Annotated in this window: 7 protein-coding genes; 6 read left to right on the top strand and 1 reads right to left on the bottom strand. The window is 48.7% G+C overall.

Annotated features, from left to right (window positions below):
* Positions 1-97: 97 nt before the first annotated feature.
* From AACQ81_RS09815 to AACQ81_RS09790, 6 genes are all read left to right on the top strand, one after another.
* Positions 98-6,241, top strand: coding sequence for a non-ribosomal peptide synthetase (locus AACQ81_RS09815; RefSeq protein ID WP_237387134.1), 6,144 nt, complete (start codon positions 98-100; stop codon positions 6,239-6,241).
* The gene (locus AACQ81_RS09810) at positions 6,241-18,051 is read left to right on the top strand and encodes a non-ribosomal peptide synthetase/type I polyketide synthase (RefSeq protein ID WP_237387133.1); all 11,811 of its coding nucleotides are present in this window, start codon (positions 6,241-6,243) and stop codon (positions 18,049-18,051) included. Before AACQ81_RS09815 ends, AACQ81_RS09810 begins: the two co-directional genes overlap by 1 nt.
* The gene (locus tag AACQ81_RS09805) at positions 18,048-19,145 is read left to right on the top strand and encodes a Gfo/Idh/MocA family oxidoreductase (protein ID WP_237387132.1); all 1,098 of its coding nucleotides are present in this window, start codon (positions 18,048-18,050) and stop codon (positions 19,143-19,145) included. The genes AACQ81_RS09810 and AACQ81_RS09805 overlap by 4 nt, the downstream gene beginning before the upstream one ends.
* Entirely contained in the window at positions 19,145-19,948 is an 804-nt protein-coding gene (locus AACQ81_RS09800) for a thioesterase II family protein (RefSeq protein WP_443089548.1), read from the top strand. The genes AACQ81_RS09805 and AACQ81_RS09800 overlap by 1 nt, the downstream gene beginning before the upstream one ends.
* A gap of 35 nt (positions 19,949-19,983) precedes the next feature.
* Positions 19,984-22,902: a salicylate synthase gene (locus tag AACQ81_RS09795; protein ID WP_237387152.1), complete on the top strand. Its 2,919-nt coding sequence runs from the start codon at positions 19,984-19,986 to the stop codon at positions 22,900-22,902.
* 129 nt (positions 22,903-23,031) lie between these two features.
* Positions 23,032-23,232 (top strand): hypothetical protein, encoded by a 201-nt coding sequence (locus AACQ81_RS09790; protein WP_237387154.1) that lies wholly within the window; start codon positions 23,032-23,034, stop codon positions 23,230-23,232.
* Here AACQ81_RS09790 and AACQ81_RS09785 read toward each other — a convergent pair.
* A complete protein-coding gene (locus tag AACQ81_RS09785) occupies positions 23,151-23,441 on the bottom strand; it encodes a putative hemolysin (RefSeq protein ID WP_237387131.1) in 291 nt (96 codons plus the stop codon). The two genes, AACQ81_RS09790 and AACQ81_RS09785, sit on opposite strands and share 82 nt — an antisense overlap.
* Positions 23,442-23,707 lie beyond the last annotated feature (266 nt).

The raw sequence follows: 23,707 nt of genomic DNA, 5'->3' as shown, positions 1-23,707 counted from the left end.
ACACATTCATCTGAATACAAAATATTCACCTGAATAAAGTACAACTCCGTTTTTTGATTTATTAAGTAGATTGATTGTCACCTTTAAGGATTTCTTCATGCACATGGACTTTCTTTCCCCTGATTCGCTGCGCCAGCTCATCTCTGATCTGTTTAATCAAAAAAACATTTTGGTGGGTGATAACGACGATTTGATTCGCAATGGACTGGATTCAATGCAAATAATGGCATTGCTAAACCAGTTGAGACGCCAGGGACACCGCGTCACGCTGCGCGAGCTTTACCAAAATCCAACACTGCATGCATGGAGCCAGCTTCTGCAACGCCATGCACCTGTCTCTCAAGCCGTATCTCAGGATACAACACCACTGCTGCGTATTGCCGATGCCCGTCCATTTCCATTGACGGCTGTACAACATGCTTATTTTGTGGGACGCACTCCGGAGCAAACGTTGGGGGGAGTGGGTTGCCATTTGTATCAGGAATTTGATGGTGCCCGATTAGAGCCTGAACAATTAGAGGTGGCTATTCATGCCCTGATTGAACGACATCCGATGTTGCGCGTGCGTTTTTTACCGGATGGAAGCCAGCAAGGAATGATCAATGCTTACTGGAAAAAATTAACAGTTCACGATTTGCGTCACCTGACAGCAAATGAACAGCAACAAGCGCTGGCTGACAGTCGGGAACAATTAAGCCATCGGGTATTGCGGGTTGAAGAAGGGGAAACTTTCGATATTCAACTCAGCCTGTTTGGTGATAAACAACATCGGTTGCATACGAATATCGACCTGCTAATCATGGATGCGGCCAGTTTCAGTCTGTTCTTTACAGAACTGGCCGCATTGATTGCCAAACGCAGCCTGCCCGCTATTTCTTCTGAGTACGATTTTTGCAGTTATCTCACGCAATATCAGACTCAGTTCAAGCAAGCCAGGCAAGAAGCAGAGATATTCTGGCGTAACCGGTTAGATACGTTACCACTTGCTCCTCAACTTCCTCTGGCCAGAGATCCCGCCCTGATAAAAAATGTCCGCATTCAGCGCAGACATTTCGGTTTAGCGCCTGAGCATTGGGAACGTTTTAAACACCTCGCACAGCAGAATGGGGTAACGCCAACCATGGCACTGGCAACCGCATTCGCCGCCTTATTGTGTCGCTGGAGCCATGCAACGCGCTTATTGTTTAACCTGACGCTATTTGACAGAGCTTCCCTGCATCCTGCGGTTGACAATATTTTGGCGGACTTTACCAATATTCTGTTGTTGGATATCCCCGGTGATGATTTACCGTTCTGCCAACTGGCCCATACTGCACAAGCAACATTTGCCGAAGCCTACGAACATCGTCACTGGTCTGGTGTGGAAGTGTTACGGGAGCTGAAGAAACGCGGTACTCACCCACACGGCGCACCCATCGTGTTTACCAGCAATTTAGGCCGGCCTTTATATGGCGAAAATACCCGCGATATTCTGGGAAAACCAGGCTGGGGAATATCACAGACACCTCAGGTCTGGCTGGATTTTGTCGCTTTTGAACATGAAAACACGCTGAACATTCAGTGGGACAGTAATGATGAACTCTTCCCTGACGGCCTGATGGATACCTTATTTACGGCTTATCAGGGGCTTATTGAGAACCTGACGGAAAACACGGAGCAATGGGGCGAGAAATTACCGGATTTGATGCCTCAATCGCAATATCATCTGCGACATCAAATCAATAATACGGCTGAACCACTACCAAGCACCTTGCTGCATGAAAGCGTGTTTGCACAAGCAGAACACACCCCCCATGCTGTTGCGTTGGTGACTCACCATAATGAAAAAATCAGTTATGGCGAACTCAGTCTGGCAGCCCGTCGATTAGCCGCTGTATTACAGAAAATGTCCGTCATGCCGGGTGATCGGGTAGCGATTAGCATGGAAAAAGGCAGCGGACAAATCGTGGCTGTTTTAGCCATTCTTTATGCCGGCGGGGTTTATGTTCCGGTTCCGGTGGATCAACCATTGAACCGACGCCGTGCTATCTGTGAAAGTGCCGGTATCAGCGTCGTTATCATTGATCCCGAACAGCAACAGCCTGACTGGTCGCAAAATGTATGCTGCATTTCCTGGCATCAGGATGAGCAATTATCACCTGTAACCAGCATGGCTCAGCGTGCGGTCACCGATCCGGCCTATATCATTTATACCTCCGGTTCAACGGGTATGCCCAAAGGTGTGGTGATCAGCCATCAAAGCGCACTGAATACCTGTCTGGACATCAATCACCGTCATCAGGTTCAAAGCAGTGATCGGTTGCTGGCACTTTCTGCACTGCATTTCGACCTCTCTGTTTATGATATTTTTGGCATTCTCAGTGCCGGAGGGACACTGGTATTAATTAACGAAGCCCAACGCCGTGATCCATCAACCTGGGAAATGCTGATCGGGCAGCATAACATTACGTTGTGGAACAGTGTGCCGGCGCTGTTCGATATGTTGCTGACCTATTGTGAAGGAATGGAAGCCGGTGCGCCGAAAGCGCTTCGTACTGTGATGCTGTCCGGTGATTGGATCAGTTTATCATTGCCTGAACGTTACCGTGCCTTTAATCCTGCGGGTGTATTGAGTGCCATGGGAGGCGCAACGGAAGCCGCTATCTGGTCGAATGAATATATCGTTAAAGACGTTGATGTCCGCTGGCGTTCTATCCCTTACGGTTATCCTTTGTCTAACCAGAATTACCGTGTCGTGGGTGACGATGGCCGGGATTGCCCTGACTGGGTTGTTGGTGAACTTTGGATTGGTGGTGCCGGTGTTGCATTAGGCTATTTTAATGATGAAGACCGCACTGCGGCCCAGTTCGTCGTCGATCAGGGAGAACGCTGGTATCGTACGGGCGATCTGGGTTGTTATCATCCCGAAGGCTGGCTTGAATTTATGGGGCGCCGCGATAGTCAGGTCAAAATTGGCGGCTACCGCATTGAACTGGGGGAGATTGATGCCGCCCTTAATCAAGTCACCGGTATCCGTAAAGGCGTTGCCTTAACGCTTGGCGAAAAAGAGAAGTCGCTGGTGGCATTCCTTGAACTGGAAGGTGATACTTTATGCCAGCGCATAAATCGTTCCCCACAGTTGCCGACCACCTACCGTGACCTGTTTTCCGCAATACAAACAACCGATGCGCTAAACCAATCCGGATCTATTGCTGAATCTCAGGTCGCCCTATTTTTGCTAGAACATCTGTCTCGTTACAGTATCACGTTTACTTCACCCCAATCACTCGCCGATTGCCTGAAACAGTACCAACCCCAACCGGAGTATCATGACTGGTTTGCCCGTATGCTGGCGTACCTTTGCCAATGCAATTTATTGTCTGAATCTGCACATCACGTATATCAGGCCGGCTTGTCATCCCCGGCGGGCAGTAATCAGGCTGGCGGCATACCTGAACGCTGGCATTCTACGCTGCGTAATATTCTTACCGGACAGCAGGCGGCAGTGACATTACTTGATGATCTGCAATTTGCTCCGGAACAACAGCTCTTTATGCTGCCAGAAACCCAGCAATGGCTGGCAGGATTAAAACAAACCATTATTGCTCTTTCCCAACGGTTACAACGCCCTGTCAGCGTGATGGAGTTTGACGCCCGCAGTGGTCTCTGTGCGCAGTGGCTGGCAGAACACATTACTGACCAACATCTGTCCTATATTGGCTTTGAACGTTCTCAGGCCCTGATTAACCAGATGCAAACCCGATTAAGTGGTCATCATCACACATCCGTAAAACGCTGGTCTGAGCAAATTCCTGAGTCGCTACAGTATCAGGCAGATATCATCTTGCTGAACAATGTATTACATCGGGAAGAAGATCCGGCAAGCTGCATCAAGGCGTTGATGCCTCTGGCACAACCCGGGGCGTTGATATTAGCAATAGAGCTGCATCACGCCTCACCTATCTCGCTGATTACCACAGAATTGCTCTCACCTCACGGTATTCAGCTACGTTCTGCATCACAGTGGTTATCGCTTCTTCCGTTACAGCTTCCAATACAGACAGAAGCCCCGATTAATCTTGGCGACTTGAATGTCTTGTTGATGCAATCAAGTGACAATGTCACGATCCCTGATCAGGGCAAAATTAAGTCCGTACTGGCACAATATTTGCCGGGATATATGATCCCACAGCGCTTACATGTTATTCCCCGCCTGCCCCTGACTCCCAACGGTAAAATCGACCGTAAGGCACTGACACAAAGCTTGCAGCCTACTCCAAAAACCGAGACTGAGCCGCACCAGAATGACCTGTTCCTGTTGAATACGCAGGAACAAACTGTTGCCGCCATCTGGCAAAGCCTCCTGAATACAGAACAATTAAGCCCAGACAGCGACTTTTTCCAACTTGGCGGCGATAGCCTTCTGGCTACGCGCCTGATTGGTGAACTGGCACAACAAGGCTTAAAAGCTGAACTGAGTCATCTTTTCCGTCACCCGCAATTGGCGGCGTTCACCGCGACACTCACCCCTTTGGCGGCACCTCTGTCTGACATTTCATCAGAATCCTGCTCAATATCAAAAGGGCAAGATGAGGATAGCTACCAGCCTTTCCCACTGACTGAAGTTCAGCAGGCTTATCTGGTTGGACGCCATTCCGGTTTTACCCTGAGTGGCGTGGGCGCGCATTTCTTTATTGAATACCGGATAGAACAATTAGATGTTCAGCGCCTGAATCGGGTATTAAACCGCCTTATCCAGCGCCATCCAGTGCTCAGAACGGTTGTTGTTAACGGGCAACAGCAGGTATTGAAAGATGTCCCGATTTTCGCTGTTAAACACCACCAGTTTGCTGATATTACTGAGGCAGATACGTTACGTGAACGTTTGTCACATCAGGTATTGGATTCCGGTCACTGGCCGGTGTTCGATTTCCAGCTGGCGCAAGACAACAACCCTGTCTCACGGCTATTTGTCAGTCTGGATAATCTGCTATTAGACGGATTGAGCATGCAGATATTGCTGGCGGAATTAGAACTGCTATATCTCGACGAACAACACGAACTGCCACCATTGAACGTCACATTCCGGGATTGTGTGTTACGCCAGCAAAAAATGCCTGTGCATCAGGGTTCGCTGCAATATTGGCAGGAACAGGTAAAAACGTTGCCCCCTGCTCCGCAACTCCCCTTACGTATTGCGCCGGAAAATATACAATCCCCGCGTTTTGTACGCTATAGCGATCGCTTATCCGCATATGAGTGGAAACAGTTAAAACAACATGCTGCCCCTCATCAGATAACCCCTTCCGCGCTGTTAATGGCAGCTTATGCAGCTGTTCTGTCGGCATTCAGTACCAAAGCGGAATTGACGCTTAATCTAACCCTTTTCGACCGTCCATGCTGGCATGAGGACATCAAGCATATTCTGGGGGATTTTACTTCATTGTCACTGCTCGCGTGGCATCCAGAGAAGAACTGGCTATCGAGCGCACGCCGGTTACAACAACAGTTATGGCAGGATCTGGATCACCGCCATATTTCAGCAATCAGAGTGATGCGTGAGCTGTCCCGGGATCGTGGGTCGGATGCAACCAGTATGCCGATCGTTTTCACCAGCGCCCTGGGAACGCATGAAGGGCAATTCCTTTCTCATTCATCATGGATGAAACCCGTTTGGGGTATCTCACAAACGCCACAAATCTGGCTGGATCATCAGGTTTATGAATCTGACGATGAACTTTGTCTGAACTGGGATGCGGTCGAAGCGTTATTTGAACCACATCAGTTACAAACCATGTTCAACCACTATATGGCGTTACTGCGCACCCTTGCCGCACAGCCGGAGAGCTGGCATTCAGCACTGGAGCAATTGATGCCGCGCCAGCAATGCCTGATAGTTACAGATAACACGCCTGTTGTTAATACGTCATTACCACGTACGGAAGGATTCGATTCGCAAATATGCAGCGAAATTCAGTGCCTGTTTTTGTCTGTCACCAACCAGCCTGTTCATGTCCAACAGAACTTTTTTGAAGCAGGAGCCAGTTCGCTACAGCTAATTCAATTGCACAGCAAATTACAACACGCCGGTTTCCATCATCTTGCTGTTACTGATCTATTCGCTTATCCAACACCAGAAGCGCTTAGCTTGCGTTGCCGGAAAGACACTCAAGACGCAAATCAGACGTCAGTGACTCTTCGTCAGCGCCAACAACAAAAGCGTCTGCAACAACGGGAAAAACGTCATAAAGGAGCTGCATAATGACTGATTTAACGCCTCACTACGATAATTGTGATCCTATCGCAGTGATTGGCATTGCCTGCCGTTTTCCACAGGCACCAGATAGCGGTATTTTCTGGCACAACCTGCAACATGGCGTTGAGTGTACAACCACACTCTCCCGCCAAACTTTATTGGATGCAGGAATTCCACCTGAAATCATTGATAGTGACAACTTTGTCAATCAGGCGGCGATATTAGAGGATGCAGAACAATTTGATGCCACACTGTTTGGCTATTCTCGTCAGGAAGCAGAAATGCTCGATCCTCAGCAGCGTCTGTTCCTGCAAACAGCATGGCATGCTCTTGAACATGCCGGCTATTCACCACGTCATGTGCGCCTGAAAACCGGTGTTTTCGCCAGCAGCCGGGTCAGCACCTGGCCTTCGTGGTCGCAGTTCACGATGACAGACGTTGGCAAAGTGAAAGGCCTACAGGCGTTAATGAGTAATGATAAAGATTATCTTGCGACGCGTACCGCCTACAAATTAAATCTGAAAGGCCCTGCACTGACAGTACAAACAGCTTGCTCCAGTTCACTGGTTGCCGTGCATATGGCTTGTGAAAATCTGCGTTCCGGTGAATGTGATATGGCACTGGCTGGCGGTGTGGCAGTATCTTTCCCGCAAGAAAGCGGTTACTTGTATCAACCGGGGATGATTTTTTCACCTGATGGACATTGCCGCCCGTTTGACAGTCAGGCAAACGGCACTTATGGCGGTAATGGTGTCGGTGTTGTCATACTGAAACGTCTGAGCGATGCATTGCGCGATGGCGATCCCATCATGGCTGTATTGCGGGGCAGTGCCATTAATAACGATGGCAATGAGAAAGTCGGGTTTACTGCCCCTTCGGTGAACGGGCAGCGCAGCGTGATTACCGAAGCATTGCAACTGGCAGATGTCAGCATTGATGATATTGGCATGATTGAAGCCCACGGAACCGGTACACCGCTTGGTGATCCGATAGAAGTTGATGCGCTGCGCAACATATTCTCCGATCGTCGCGTAGCGGTACCGCCTTGTTATCTTGGCTCAGTGAAAAGCAATATAGGCCATCTCGATACTGCCGCAGGGATTGCCAGCTTGATTAAAACGGTTCTGTCTGTCTGGCATGGGTATATTCCTCCGACCATCAATGTACAGCAACCCAATCCGGCATTGCGACTGGAAGAAAGCCCATTCAGACTGGCAACACAAGGCCAGCACTGGACACAGGCATTGCGCACCGCTGGCGTTTCTTCATTCGGCATTGGCGGCACCAACTGCCATATCGTGGTGCAATCATTACCGGAGGAATTACGCCACCACTCTGTCAATGATACGCAGACTCAGGCACAAACTGTGCCTTTATTGCTCTCTGCGGCTTCTGAATCTTCATTGCATCAATTGGCACAACGTTACGCGACGGCACTTGCTAATACGCCAGAAAACTATGCAGAACTGGCCCGAACAGCATTACAAGGGCGTGATCTTACATTGCCCTGGCGCTTAGCGCTGACATTAACGCCACAAAATACTGCCAAAAATGCTGCGAGATTAGCGGCCTTTGCAGATCATGGCCCTACAGCGGACATTTTTAGCGGGCAGGCCAGGAATGAAAACAAGCAATTATGGCAATTCAGCGGTCAGGGCTGCCAATGGTCTGGCATGGGAAAAGCCATGTATGCCAGTTCTCCCGTTTTCTCTGCTATATTAGATCGTTGTTGTGCCGCCTGTGCATCCGAATTGGTGCTGCCATTAAAAGCAGTGATGTTCGGAGAGCATGATGAGGCATTAACCACCACCGAATATGCACAACCCGCCATTGTCGCACACCAGATTGCACTGGCTGCACATTGGCGCTCACTTGGCTTAAAACCCGATTACGTACTGGGACATTCTGTCGGAGAGTTTGCCGCAGCCGTTGTTGCCGGGATTTTCACACCGGAACAAGTGATGCCATTGGTCGCGGTACGGGGGAAATTGATGCAAAAATGCGCCCGGGGAGGTGCAATGTTGGCTGTTTTTGCCAACGACGAAGATATTCTGCCTTTTACCCGTTCACTGGCATTGGATCTGGCGGTTTGCAATGGTCCGCAACACTGGGTCTGGGCGGGCACAGAAACGGAAATTAATATACTGGCACAACGTCTGGAACAGCAGCAGATCCGTTACCAGCACCTTAATATTGCCTGTGCAGCACATTCTGCCATGCTTGAACCTATTCTGGGGGAATTTTCCCAGCGTTTTTCTCAGTACAGTAGCCAGTTACAGCCTGTATCGGGAGAAATTCCGCTGATTTCTACCCTGACAGCTGATATTGCGACTACTGAGCAATTAGGCTCACCAGATTACTGGCGTAACCATATGCGCCAGACAGTACGTTATTATCAAGCCATTGAATTTGCCCGCCAGCAAGGTGTGGCGTTATTTTTAGAATTCGGTGCTGATGCTCAGTTAACAGGGATCGGCCGGCGTGTCAGCCTGCCACAGGAGACGTGGATTGCTGGTGCACATCGTCAAAGCACCCCTGAAACAGCCCAGCAAACGGCACTCATGCAACTTTATTGTGCCGGCGCACATCTTGACTGGCAGCGTCTTTTCCCGCTTGCCGGAATCAAATGTCATGCTCCGCTCTATCCATTTGACAAACAACATTATAGCTTCGCTGCCGCCAAATCTGCGCAACACTCAGTCAATACCAATACCGGGCTTGATGTCAATTCCCTGCTCGATCCTGCCATTGAGCACAATTCCGATGCGGCAATACTCCGGGCGCTGTATACCGATGCTCTGGTATATCAATGTCATGGGCACGAAGCGGAACAAGGTTTCAGTGCCACCGACACGATCCGGGCCGGCCGGCTGCAACCTTGCTGGCATCCTTTACTGGAACAATTATTGAACCATTGTGTTCAACAAGGCTACTACCAAGAAGTTTCCGGGCCAACCGTAAGTAGAATATATCGCCCTCACCGTGTGTTGCCGTATACCAAGCGCCGCTCATTGGAGGCAAATTTACTTACTGCTTTCCCTGCATTGATCTATGCTGGCGAACGCTTATTCGCATTGATGAGTGATCGGGTTGATCTACCCCGTCAATTAGTGGCATCTCCGGCGACTAATTCCATAGCGACAAAAGCATGGTTCCCTGCACCACAGCCATGCCCTGATACTCACTATGCCCTGCATTGGCGCACAATCAGTACTGCGGATAAACAGAGATCTTCAGCGGCATATACCCTTCGTTCGTCAACAGCAAGTGAGACGATTGCACAACATTGGTCTCAGGCAGGTATTAATTTACAGCCTGAAAGCGAAAATACATTATTGCTGCTTCAGGGCCATGATGTTGTTGAATTATGTGATCAGGTTATTGACGAATTAAAACGCAATACAACAACGTCATTGACCGTTATCACTTGCAGCGCCCAACCTGAAAGCACCTTATCAAAAGAGCAGATCAATCCCGCTCAATACGCTGTCTGGGCATTGCTGCGTGTCGCGGTTGAAGAGTATCCCCATCGTCGCATTCAGGCGATTGATATAGCGGATATCAAGGATACTGACGCCCTGTCATTGGCACTGGATTATCTGGATGAGCAGCATCGCTGGCTGAAAGTGCGCGGAAATCAACTCTCTGTGCCTGTTTTACAACGTCAGCCATTACCATTATCGCAACAACCTATATTGATTCCCCATCAGGGTTGGCACATCGTCACCGGCGGTATGGGCGGTATCGGACAAATTTCCATTCGTTGGTTGCTGGCTCAGGGTGCACGTAAAATCGCGGGGTTTGCCCGCCGTAAACATGCAGATTGGGATACTTTTGTCCAGAAGCTGTCACTGAGTAGCGAATGTGAAATCCGCTGGGTTCATGTTGATGTTACTGACACATCGGCCTTGTTAAGTGCGGTGCAAACACTGGCACAAGAAGAAGGTATCGCTGGCGCGATCCATGCCACCGGTATTGCCGATCACACGCCGCTGGCAAAACTTGAGCGTCAGCATCTGGGGCAAATGCTATCCGTAAAAGCATTCAGTGCAGCAACCTTGCAGACTGCACTTGTGCAACACAATGCTCAATATCTGCTGCTTCATGCTTCTGCTGCCTCAATGTTAGGTGCGCAGGGACAAGGTGCTTATGCAATCGCCAACGCCTGTCTGGAATCGCTGGCACTGACCGCATCCAGCCCGTTGGTGGTAAAGACGTGGGTCTGGGGAGTTTGGGGTGGCATTGGCATGGCCAGCGACCGGAGATTAGTGGAAAAACTGGCACAGGATGGCATGTTACCATTCAGTGCCAATGAGGGTATCTGGCATCTCAATCAGTCACTGAGTACAACTTCTCCCTGCTATCTGGCAATGCGGTTAAATGAACGTCACCCTGATATTTTGCGACGTTTGCAGTCTGGCATTGCTGCCCATACAACAACTCATACAATAACTACAGCATCTGCCTCTTCGCTGCCTGCTGATAATCTGCTCTATCAGGATAGCCAGCCACGGCTTAACTGGCTGCGTCAGAGGGTTGCGACGTTATTGCGCTTAGAGCAGCCTGAACGTTTAGAGCCGCAACAGGATTTATTACAATGTGGTCTGGATTCCTTACTGTTCCTTGAACTTAATACGGTGATCCACCAACAGTTTGGTTTCAGATTAACCGCAGAGCTGGCTTACCAAAATATGACTCTGGAGGGGCTTAATGCGCTTATCGGTGACGCACTGCCTGAACAAGCCCCTGTATCCCTTCAGCCTGAAATCGTTATTGACAGCACCCTACATCATGAACCCTTTCCTCTGACACCCATTCAGCACGCTTACTGGGTTGGTCGTACTCAGGCCATTGATTTTGGCGGCGTGGCCTGCCACGTCCTGTTTGAATGGGATCTGGCACTGAATAGCTTTGATATTGCCCGTTTTGAAAAGGCATGGAATGCTTTAATTCAGCGTCATGGTATGTTGCGCATGATTGTCGATGAAGATGGACAACAAAGAATTCTGTCTGAAACGCCTTGGTATGTTTTATCGCAAGATGATCTGCGAACCCTGAATGATGCCGCCCGTGAACAGGCGCTGGCTCAGCGTCGTCACACCCTCTCTTATCAAGTTCCGCCTGCGGAACAGTGGCCGTTGTTTGACGTCTCTGTTTCACTGCTGCCGGATGCACGTTGCCGCTTACATATGAATCTGGATCTGTTGCAGTTTGACGTACAGAGTTTCCGGATCATGATGAACGATTTACAACGGGCTTATCACCAGCAACAACCACTGGCTCCACAAGCATTTACTTTCCGTGATTATGTGATGGCAGAACAGGCACAACGTGAGAGTAAAGAGTGGCGGGCATCATGGGCATACTGGCAGGAACAATTGCTTTCACTGCCTCCTGCGCCGAGATTACCGCTGAATCCACAGCTTCCTCAGCGCAGCCAGCCACAATTCACGACTTATGAAGGCCGGCTGGCGCAATCTGACTGGCGAATACTCAAGCAAAGCTGGAAAAAATGGGGTGTCACGCCTTCTGCGGGTCTGTTGACACTGTTTGCCCACACACTTGAATGGTACAGCCGTCATCCGCTGTTTACCCTCAATCTGACCTTCTTTAACCGACAACCTTTCCATCCAGAGGTTCAGGAACTGATTGGTGATTTTACCTCCGTCATGCTGATGGATTTTGATTTACGTAAAACAACCTCTCTGCGTGCCAGCATGGAAAAAACCCAGGCCTTGCTCTGGCAACGACTGAGCCATAGTCATGTCAATGGGGTTGAAGTACTGCGGGAACTGGGTCGCCAGCACTCCGGTGAAACCCAGAACAGGCAGCCGCTGACACCGGTCGTTTTCACCAGTATGCTAGGGATGGCGCAAGAAGGGGTGGCAATCAAACAATCCATTACTCAGCTACTGGGCGATCCGGTCTTTGTCCTGAGCCAAACGCCGCAGGTCTGGCTGGATCATCAGGTGATGGAAGTGGATGGTGATCTGCTGTTTAACTGGTATTGCATGGACGATGTGCTGGAACCGGGGGTTATTGAAGCCCTGTTTGCTGCTTATAACGCGCTGTTGATGCAAGTTGTACAGATTTGCCGTCAGCCTGAACGCATTGAACATTATGATCTTCATACACCGCCTGTCGGTCATACACGTTATGACTTCTGGCAACAGCATTCTGAATTGCATCAGGCCGAACAGTATCTGCGCTCTCAGCCTGAAATACGACTGGCGGAGATTCAGCCACGTCAGGAAAATACCCAAAATTATAATGTATGGCTGGTGGCAGAAGATAATCCGTCTTTATCATTACCAGAACCACAGGTGATAAACACCAAAGTCCTGCCACTACCGACATCAGCGGAACAGCAAGCGTTTGAACGCTCCTGGCAATATATTGAGCAACAGGCGTTATTGGGGCTGGGTCAGACTCTGCTGCGCCATCACCTGTTCGCCTCTGCGCAAGAATACCACTCTCGTGAAGAAATTGAACAACGCTTGCAATTGTCACCGAGGTATCAACGCCTTCTGACCCAATGGCTGACATTATTAAACAATCAAGGATTTATTGAAAAAACCGCTGACGGATACCGTTGTCTGCAACCACTCAGCCAGATCCCTGCCCCTGCGGCGAAACTGGATGATGCCGTATGGTGCCAGGCCATCAGCCGTTATGTTGCAACCTGTATTGACCAGCATGATTCCCTGCTTGCCGGGCGTGGTAATGCACTGGAACTGTTGTTTGCCGATAAACAAACCACCGCCAGCCTTTACAGCGAAAACCCTGCGCTACGTTGCCTGAACCAGACTGCCGCTGAAATTATCCGCCAATTGAGCCAGACATCCGAACATTTCACTATGCTGGAAGTGGGTGCAGGAACAGGGGCTACATCAGAAAAAGTCCTTAAACATAATTCCCCGTTCATTGAAAGTTACGACTTTACGGATGTTTCACCGCTATTTTTGGATGATGCGCGACAGTTACTCGGTCATTATGGCGAAACCGTAAAATTTGCCTTGTTCGATATTAACCAGCGTATTGATTTTAGTCAGCACCCTGAATCGGGTTATGACCTGATCATGGCAGTAAACGTCTTGCATGATGCGATTCATCTCAGGAATACCCTGAAACGACTGTCCCGTTTACTGAAATCCGGCGGGTGGTTGCTGATTATTGAATCAACCAAGCGCGAAAGTGCCATGCAACTCGCCAGCGTCGGGTTTATTGAAGGCATCAACGCCTGGGCTGACGATCGCGGTGATGATCAGGGTAATAGCGCATTGCTCGAACTTGCAGACTGGCGCAGATGTCTGGAGAAATCCGGTTATCGGGTTTCACTGGAATGGCCGGGACAAGACGGGCCGGAACTGCATCAACAGTTGATTCTGGCACGTTCTGAACAGCAGGCACGACTGAATATCAGTGAAATAGCGGTACAATTGTCAGCCCTGCCTTACTCATTGCATATCCTACAGCAAGAGCAATTACCTCTGGCGGCATTACCGATAATGACCGCAAAAGAGGACATGCTGCAACCTCTGGCCATGACAACCGGACAGCCGGAAATAACCGATGATCAATTTTATGATATTGAACAACAAGTAATTGCACTCTGGAATTCCCTTCTTCCCCAGTCAATTCAGCGTCACAGTGATTTTTTCCAGAGTGGCGGCGACAGCCTGATTGCCACGCGCATGGTGGTGCAACTACGTCGTCAGGGGTATGAACAAGCCAATCTGCAACAACTGTTTGAACATCCTAAGTTGAGCGAATTTTGCCGTACCTTGCGGGTCGTCGAAACACATTCAGCGACACCAATTACACCACATCAGGCAGAACCGGCATCAGAGCAGATCCTGCCCTTCACCGCCCTGCAATATGCTTACTGGTTGGGAGAAAGCCAACTGTTCCAGTTTGGTAACGGCATTGCCCACTTCTATGCTGAGCTGTCTATCGACGGTCTGGATCTGACTCGTTTCACTACCGCATGGAATCGCGTGATAAACCATCATGGGCAATTACGCGGTTACGTGAAAGAGGGACAATATCATATTCTGCCAGAAGTGCCCTGCTATACGCCGACAATCATTGATTGCCGTGACATGACACAGGATGAGCGCGAGACACAGCTGAACAATGCCCGCGATACTCTGCGTACTCAGGGTGTTCCCAGCGACAGCTGGCCACTGTTTGATTTAACTCTGTACCATACCGATGACCGGACACATTTATTGCATCTGACCATTGATCTGCTGGTGGCAGATGGGAAAAGTCTGACCTTAATCTTGCGCGATTTACACCAGTGGTATCAAAAATCTGACTGGCAACCAGAGCCACAAACAGCAACCATTGCTGACTATATTCAGGCACTGGAGGATGAGAAAACCGGAGAAATCTGGCAACAAAGCCGGCAATACTGGCTTGATCGTTTATCTTCGCTACCTGACGCGCCGGTGCTGCCGCTGAAAGATCACCAGTCACAGCAGCTTAATCAGCAGTGCCTGACCGGATATATCAGCCAGCAACAGTGGCAACGTCTGCAACAACGCGCGGCAGAACACCGTGTATCCCCATCACAAGTGATGCTCACATTGTTTGCCCATATTTTGTCAGTATGGAGTAACAACGCGCATTTCACTATCAATGTCCTGCATGGCAACCGCCTGCTAATGCCGCAACATTGCGATATGCTGGTCGGTAATCTCTCCACCACTTCTTTATTGGAAGTGGATTTGCGCAATACTCTGGGATTCAGCGATGCCGTAAACCGGATTCAAAAACAATGGCTCGCCGATCTTCAACACGCGCTGTTTGACGGGCAATTGGTACTCAGGGAAAAAAATCAGCACCGCCACAACCTGAACGCCGGTATGCCGATCGTATTCAACGATACCACCGGTACGGCGGGCAAAGGGCCATCAGGATTAGGATCGCTGAATCTCTTTGGTGCCCAAACGCCTCATGTTTATCTCGACTGTATGCTCATTTCCGGCGCAGAAGGGGGTGTCACCCTACAGTGGGCGATCTTGCCGCAACTGTTCCAGCCCCAAGTAGCAGAAAACATGTTTGCCCATTATCAATCCTGTATCACTGCCCTGCTTGAGCCGGACTACGCCTGGAATACCCCGCTTCCTGACTGGCTCCCGACAGATGATCGTGCTCTGTGCCAGAGCAGTAATACGACAAAAAGTGATTTTCCACCCCATACGCTTTGTTCTCTGATTGAACAGGCAGTGAATCGTTATCCCCAACACATTGCGGTTGTCGATGCCTACCGCCAGATCGACTACCGTACTTTGTGGTCACAAAGCCTGACGCTGGCAGCTCATCTTCAAGCACAGGAAAACCACTCTTCGCCTCTGATTGGCGTAGTGATGGAAAAAGGTTGGGAGCAAGTTATTGCGGTTCTTGCGATTTTGTTGGCAGGACGCGCATATCTGCCTATTGATGCCAGCTATCCTCAACAACGAATCCATCAATTATTGGCATTCGGGGAAGTGGATATTGTACTGACTCAGCCTGAGTTCGCCCGACAGATAAACTGGCCTGACCATGTACACATTATCCCTCTGGATGAAACATTACTTAACAACTTGCCTGTCACCAACGAACCGGGTTTATCTGTACGTCCTGAAGATCTGGCTTATGTCATTTTCACCTCCGGTTCTACCGGAAAACCTAAAGGCGTCATGATCAATCATCAGGGTGCGGTCAATACCATTCTCGATATTAACCAACGCATTACACTCAATGAATACGATAGTGTACTGGCAATCTCAGAGTTAACCTTCGATCTCTCCGTTTATGACCTGTTCGGCACGCTGAGCCGTGGAGCAAAACTGGTCATACCGGCTCCCGGTGACACCCGACAGCCGGACAAATTACTGACATGGTTACAACAAGAATCGGTGACTGTCTGGAACTCGGTTCCCGCATTTGTGCAACTGCTTGAGGAATATGCCCGTAGCTATCCGCATTCCCTGCACAGTCTGCGGTGGGTATTGATGAGCGGTGACTGGATACCCACTAACTTACCAGCCAAATTGCATGCGCTTCATCCTGAACTGAATCTCCTCAGTTTAGGCGGTGCCACTGAAGCCTCAATCTGGTCTATTGCCTATTCTATCGCGCAGGTCGATCCGAATTGGCGCAGTATTCCATATGGCAAGCCTCTGGCTAATCAGACTTTCTATGTGCTTAATGCAACACTTTCACCTTGTCCTGTCTGGGTCACCGGCGAGCTGTATATTGGTGGACAAGGGCTGGCACTGGGTTACTGGGCTGACACTGAAAAAACAGAACAGGCATTTATCACACATCCTGAAACTGGTGAGCGGCTTTACCGCACAGGTGATTTAGGACGCTGGCTCCCGAACGGAAATATCGAATTTCTGGGGCGCAATGATCACCAGATAAAAATTCGTGGCTATCGCATTGAATTAGGCGAAATTGAACATCGTTTATGTGAGCACCCGGCAATACAACAAGCGTTAGTGTTTGCCCATACAACCTCAACCGGGGCATTGCAACTGGTCGCTGGATTACGTGTAACTGACAACGCACCCATGCCTGCTGAACTGTTACCAATACTGCCTCACTGGTTGCAGCAGACCCTGCCGATCTGGATGTGTCCGCAGCGATTTATCATTCTCGATACGATACCTGTATCCGACAACGGTAAAATCGACAGACGCACACTGATTACTCTGGTTGAAAAAGCGCAAGAAGTTAATTCGGCACCCTCAGCGGTTCTCAGTCCGACAGGACACACGGTATTAAGCCTGTGGGAATCCGTGCTAGAGCAGCAAGGTATCAACGTACACGAGAGTTTCTTTACCCTTGGTGGAGATTCTCTGGCGGCAGTACGGTTAATGGTGAAAATTAATCACACTTTCAACCGCCAATACCCGCTCAGCCTGCTGCAAACTTACGATACTGTGCATTCATTGGCTGAATTTATTGAATATCAACCAGAAAACGCTTGTCAGGGAGTCATTTTAAACGAAGGAAACCCTGAAAAACCGGCATTATTTATCGTCCATCCTATTGGCGGGCATCTGTTGGGATATCGGCACCTTGCCGCCAATTTCGGTAATCAACGCCTGATTGGGTTGGCATTTACACCAGACAGCCTGAATACCGATAAGCCTTCCGTTGCAGCATTGGCGGCTGACTATATCAATCAAATCCGTACCTTCCAGCCTGAAGGCCCTTATGCACTGGCAGGCTGGTCTTTCGGTGGATTGGTGGCTTATGAAATGGCTCATCAGTTACGTGCTGGAGGTGAAAGCGTTTCTCATTGCATCCTGATTGACAGTTTCGCGCCAAATGTGCGTACCGATCTGACGCTGGATGATACATTCTGCCACCGTCATTTCCTGCTCGATTTACAAGGGCAATTCCCTGATTTGGAAATAGATAACAATGCAATCGCCGCCAATACTGAGGTATTCCTTCAGGCACTGCACGAAGCTCTGCCCCAATCTGCACAAATTGATAGCTCACTGACTGAGCTTTATAACGTATGGCACCATAACCTGCGTGCATTGCTCGACTATTGTCCACCACGGATCCCTCAGCCTTTCAGCCTTATCCGGGCTACGCAGGCATTACCTGATTTTATGGATTACCTCGATCCAATAACAATCACCTCCGTTGATCTCGGCTGGCAGGCTTTCGGGCCTGTCACGATGACGCAACTTGAGGGTGATCACTACAGCCTATTCCAATACAAACATGTCAGCTCTCTGGTTACGTGCCTGAAAAACATTCTGGGTTCAGTTCCGACTATTGAGCCTGTTAAGGAGAACATATGATAAAGCCACGGCGGGTGCTGATTGTCGGTGCCAAATTCGGCGAACTGTATCTGAATGCCTTCCTGCAACCTCAGCCAGATCTGGAACTGGCCGGTATTCTGGCGCAGGGAAGCCCTCGTTCGCAGCAACTGGCACGAGATTTCAATGTGCCACTGTTCCGCTCATTGGATGAATTGCCGGACGACATTGATATTGCCTGCGTGGTGATACGCGCAGATATTATTGGTGGTAAAGGCGATCAATTAACTCAGGCATTATTGGCACGGGGTATTTCTGTTATTCAGGAACATCCCCTTGATGCAGAAGCCATCAGGAAGCATCAGTCAGCCGCTGATAAACAGGGCGTTGTATTCTGGGTAAACAGTTTTTACAGCCAATGTCATGCGGGCAGAAGTTGGTTACATGCGGCGCATCAAATCAGCCACCTGTCACAGCAGAATCCGGTAAGTGGCTGCCTGACAACCAGTCGCCAGTTGCTGTTTTCCGCTCTTGATCTCTTGCTGCAAGCCTGCCACTGCCCGAAACAAATAGAGATAGCCTATGCGGGGAAACGAAGTAACGCATTTCACTGCTTTGAACTGCGCTTTTCAGAAACAACCATAACGTTAAACGTTCAATCCTATCTCGATCCCAGAGATCCAGACATGCACAATCTTGCCATGCACAAGATGACGCTGTTCTGGCCTACCGGTTATCTGACTCAGGAAGCCAGTTATGGGCCGGTGATCTGGACTCCGGTTCTTCATGCCCCGAATCATCTGAATAACGATCAGAGTCTCTATCTGACCGCCAGTCAACCGGATGGTGCTTATCAACACCAGACAACCTCACAAATCCTTTGTCCGGCAACTAAAGACTGGATGACAGCATTTGAATGTGATGGTGCCGGAGGCGTGGCATATCTGCTCAATACTTTAAGTTCTGTATTGAATGGCGCACTCTGTCCTCCTGCTTTGAATGACGACTATCAACGACGATTGGCAGAAGTGTGGCAACAAATTTTGCGCATGATGGGAGAACCTGTGACTCAGGATTTGCTGCCCCCTATCTGGATTGATCCGGCTCAATTGATGCTGACGAAGGAAAGATGTTGATGAACCGGGCACTCCCTGCACATCCGATGATCCGCCCGTGTCTGACACCCCGTAGTGAACACATATACACCCTGTTAATCTGCCCCTTTGCCGGGGGCAGCGGCAGTGCATTTCGCCAATGGTCCATGCTGGAAAATCCGGACATCGCGGTTTCGCTGGTGCTTTATCCCGGACGTGATAGCCGCATGAATGAACCTGCGATCACCAGAGTCGAACCATTGGCGCAATCACTTTCTGATCTGCTGGTGTCATTGACACCAGCACAAAGAGAAAACCTGATACTGGCCGGTCACAGTATGGGTGCCCAGGTTGCTTTTGAAACTTGCCTACGCCTTGAACAGCATGATTGTTCCCCTAAGGCGCTGGTACTTTCGGGGTGTCATGCACCCCATCTTCAATCCCGCCGCCGATTGAGCGGATTGCCTGATCATGAATTTATTGAACAGTTAATTGATATCGGCGGTTGCAACCCGGTATTACGGGAAGATCCCGGATTGCTGGCGCTGTTTTTACCCATGCTGCGTGCTGATTTCTGGGCTACGGAGCATTATCACCATGTGATTCAATCTGATTCAGTCAAACTGCAAACACCCACTCTGTTGCTTTATGGCAACGAAGACAAAGAGGCTTCCGCTCAGGAAGTTCAGCAGTGGCATCACTGGCTTGCCATTGACAGGCAAAACCTTTCGCATTGCTGTCAGGAGATTGTCGGCGATCATTTTTATATCACGCAAAAACCGCAAAGTTTTATTCGTCACGTTACTCAATTTATGCAATATGTTTATCCACAGGAGTTCGCATAATGGCACTTTATTCAATCCCAGAAAAAAAACTGACTATGACGCCAGACTATCTTTGGAATGGCAAAACAATAGACCAACAGCTTGCCGGATGGTCGAAAATCTGGGGTGATAAAACGGCACTGATCTATCAGGAACAGCACCTGACTTATCAAGAACTCCATCAATCTGCGGAAAGGCTGGCAAGCGGGCTTTTCCGGCGGGGAATCCGTCGTGGTGATAACGTCATGGTGCAACTGCCTAATAGCACCGCCTTTGTTATCACCTGTTTTGCCCTGTTCAGGCTGGGTGCTCAACCGATATTATTGATGCCGACACAACGGGCACATGATGTTCATGCACTTTGCCAGATCGCCCGTCCGGTAGCTTATATTATCCCTGACTGCATCCATGGTTTTGATTATCGGGAAATGGCACGGGAAGTAGCAGCAGCCTGCCCTGAGATAAAACATATTATCGTTGACGGGAAAGCCGAAGAATTGACTGCTTTATCTTCTATTGATGGTGAGCCACTTGATATCTCCGGTCCCTGTTATGGCGACATTGCTGTACTCCTGCTTTCAGGGGGAACAACAGGTACACCGAAACTGATCCCGCGTACTCATGATGCCTATACCTATGATTTTGTGCTTTCAGCCCGTCTGTGTTCAGTCAATACCGAAAGTGTTTATTTAGCGGTACTGCCTGTTGCGCATAATTTCACTTTAGGCAGCCCCGGTATTCTGGGTACGCTTTCTCAGGGAGGATGTGTACTTCTGAGTGACACCGCCAGTTTTGATGAAGCCATGCCATTGATTGAACAACATCAGGTAACTCATGTAGCGTTAGTTCCGGCGCTTGCCCGGCTCTGGGAGCAGGCTCGTGACTGGGAACAGAGCGATCTTTCATCCCTGCGTTGTTTACAAATCGGTGGAGGCCGACTGACACCCGAACTGGCAGAACAGGTCATGACACGCATTGGGCCTTTGCAGCAAGTATTTGGTACTGCGGAAGGCTTGCTTTGCTATACCCGACTGAACGATCCCTATGAAGTCATCATTAACACCCAAGGACGTCCATTATCAGAAAATGATGAAATCAAAATTGTTGATGCTAATCTGCAACCTGTCGCATCTGGTGAGATAGGCGAACTAATTACACGAGGCCCTTACACCATTACGGGATATTATCGTGCAGAACAACATAATACCGTCGCTTTTACTCCTGACGGATTCTATCGTACCGGCGATCTGGTTCGTATGAGATCAGATGGTAACCTGATTGTTGAAGGGCGAATTAAAGAACAGATCAACCGCAGTGGCGAAAAAATTTCAACCCAAGAAGTTGAAACATTACTGCTGCAACATCCTAATATTGATGATGCAGTTGTTATTTCTGTTCCTGACGAACTCTTGGGTGAACGTATCTGCGCGTGCATTCCAAAAAAAATCAACCAACCGGAACCTACGAAAATACAAGAATTCTTGCACCAGAAAGGCGTTCAGCGTCATAAAACCCCTGATCAGTGGTTATTTGTGCCGTATTGGCCATTAACTACAGTGGGAAAAATCGACAAACGCAAGTTGGTACAAATGGCGCAAGCAGAACATACAGCAAATTCAGAAAATAACCGCTCAATGCAACAATATCATGAATGCATTATCGCTATTACCAGCACTCCGTTAGATCTGGTCACCCATTTGCTTGCAGACCTTGCTGACAATGATACCCAACCTTATACACTCTATGAAATCAAAGGGGAATGGTCACTGGGGATAGGCAATGCCGCTACCATAAGTGCAGATTCATCAGGACAACTGATTGATTCAAAAGGTAATTGCCATCCATATGATATCAATACACTAAGCCAGAAACTGGAACAGGTGCTTGATGATCTGCCTATCAAAGAGTGGCGTGCTTATGGCAGATCATTATTTGAGTTTTCCCATATGGCATATGGAATACCTTTAGAGCCATCATTAGAACACCTAAATGAGGCACTGATAAAACTCACTGTTCCACAGCATGAATTACGCATCACTCAAGGGCAGATTCTGATAAGAACCCTTGAAGAGAACCAAATGCCTATTCTGAGCGAGAAAGTCAGGCAGGCTGATCAAGCAGGCATCCCAACTTTCCCTGAGACAAAAGAACCGGAAATTATCAGCACCGCTGACGCAGCAAAACGCTATCAGGACAATGTAACTAATGCAGTTAACGATATTGCCGCAGGCCACTACCAAAAAGTGATCCTGTCACGCAAAGTTGAACTTAATACCAATGTTAATACCACTCACAGTTACTGGCTGGGTCGTCAGGCCAACACACCTGCCCGTTCTTTCTTTCTGCATGATGAAGAATTTTCTGCTTACGGTTTCAGTCCGGAAACCGTGGTTGAGGCAGATGGCTCTGGTTGGGTTAACAGCCAGCCGCTGGCAGGCACCAGAGCATTGACACATGACAAGGCGCAGGATCACAAGCTGCGGTCTGATTTGCTTTCTGATCCGAAAGAAATCGCTGAACATGCTGTTTCTGTCAAACTGGCACTGGAAGAATTAGAACCGATTTGTCAGGCTGACACGCTTCGTGTGTCAGAATTTATGGCTATTCGTGAACGTGGTTCAGTACAGCATTTGGCATCAAGGGTAAAAGGATTACTGCAAACAGACAAAAATCGCTGGGATGCGTTCATCGCCCTATTTCCGGCAGTCACCGCTTCAGGGATACCGAAGAAACCCTCTTTACAAGCCATTTCCCGTTATGAAGGTGAACCACGCCGACTCTATAGCGGTAGTGTTATGCTGCTGGATAGTGCCGGTAAATTGGATGCCGCGCTGATATTACGTTCTTTCTATCAGCATAAAGGACGCTGTTGGCTTCAGGCTGGTGCCGGATTGGTCAGAGATTCCAAACCAGAAAGAGAATGGCAGGAAACCTGCGAAAAACTTGAGTGCATTATGAAATATGTACGTTCTTAATTATGGCAAAATACTAAGAGTTTATCGGAATAGATCGTAATCATACTTCAGGGAAAATCAGATATAACTCTGGTTTTTCCCTGCATTTAACTCCTTATCTGTTATAGGGATAACAGATAGAAATTTCCCATGAATAGTATTATTGGCAAAGCCAATTTATTAATGACCACGCCCGTAGGACGTAGTTTTAAATTGAAAGTAAAAGATTGCCCCTTGTTGCTGCTGAAACAAGGGGAAAACCATAAAAATCAAATTGATGTACACCCTCCGTCCAATAAAGCCTGCTCATTACAACGCCGACCGTTTGCCAGTTGGCAAACAGGAAAATGACTACCATTGAGCTGCTTGGTTAATGTCAGAATTCCACCGATATCAGAACAGGTTTCATTGGCATCCTGACTTAAGTTAATTCCTAAATCAGCGTATTGATAATGCTTATTATGACTTTGTGAAACTTTAGTTGGGTGCCCACTGCAACCAACCAATATCTTTCCTACCAAAAATAGGTTAGTCCATAAGAAAAAATATCTGAATTTCACTCCACTTCTCCGTTACGTCTCACTATTGCATTGAATTTACTTAATTGTAATTGAACCGGAAAAGATTCGGGAAATATCTCCCCTTTCTTTGAAACCCGTCTCTTCAAGTTAAGCGGGTATATATGTTATTTGTGAACTGAGGGAACCTCTAAAAACTTTTCACAGCCACCAAATTGAGTAAAATGTAGACACAATACATCCCTACAAGGTAGCGCCGTCATGATACCGCCTCGTTCTGCTTTAAAAAAAGATAAGCTGGCAGCCGA

The organism is Xenorhabdus sp. Sc-CR9, assembly GCF_963897815.1.
Classification (GTDB): domain Bacteria; phylum Pseudomonadota; class Gammaproteobacteria; order Enterobacterales; family Enterobacteriaceae; genus Xenorhabdus.
This window is presented reverse-complemented; position numbering and strand designations above follow the sequence as displayed.

Bases quoted from the DNA above. Each gene is read 5' to 3' on its own strand.
- AACQ81_RS09795 (WP_237387152.1), top strand. From the start codon at position 19,984: ATGACGCCAGACTATCTTTGGAATGGCAAAACAATAGACCAACAGCTT.
- AACQ81_RS09815 (WP_237387134.1), top strand. From the start codon at position 98: ATGCACATGGACTTTCTTTCCCCTGATTCGCTGCGCCAGCTCATCTCT.
- AACQ81_RS09810 (WP_237387133.1), top strand. From the start codon at position 6,241: ATGACTGATTTAACGCCTCACTACGATAATTGTGATCCTATCGCAGTG.
- AACQ81_RS09790 (WP_237387154.1), top strand. From the start codon at position 23,032: ATGAATAGTATTATTGGCAAAGCCAATTTATTAATGACCACGCCCGTA.
- AACQ81_RS09800 (WP_443089548.1), top strand. From the start codon at position 19,145: ATGAACCGGGCACTCCCTGCACATCCGATGATCCGCCCGTGTCTGACA.
- AACQ81_RS09805 (WP_237387132.1), top strand. From the start codon at position 18,048: ATGATAAAGCCACGGCGGGTGCTGATTGTCGGTGCCAAATTCGGCGAA.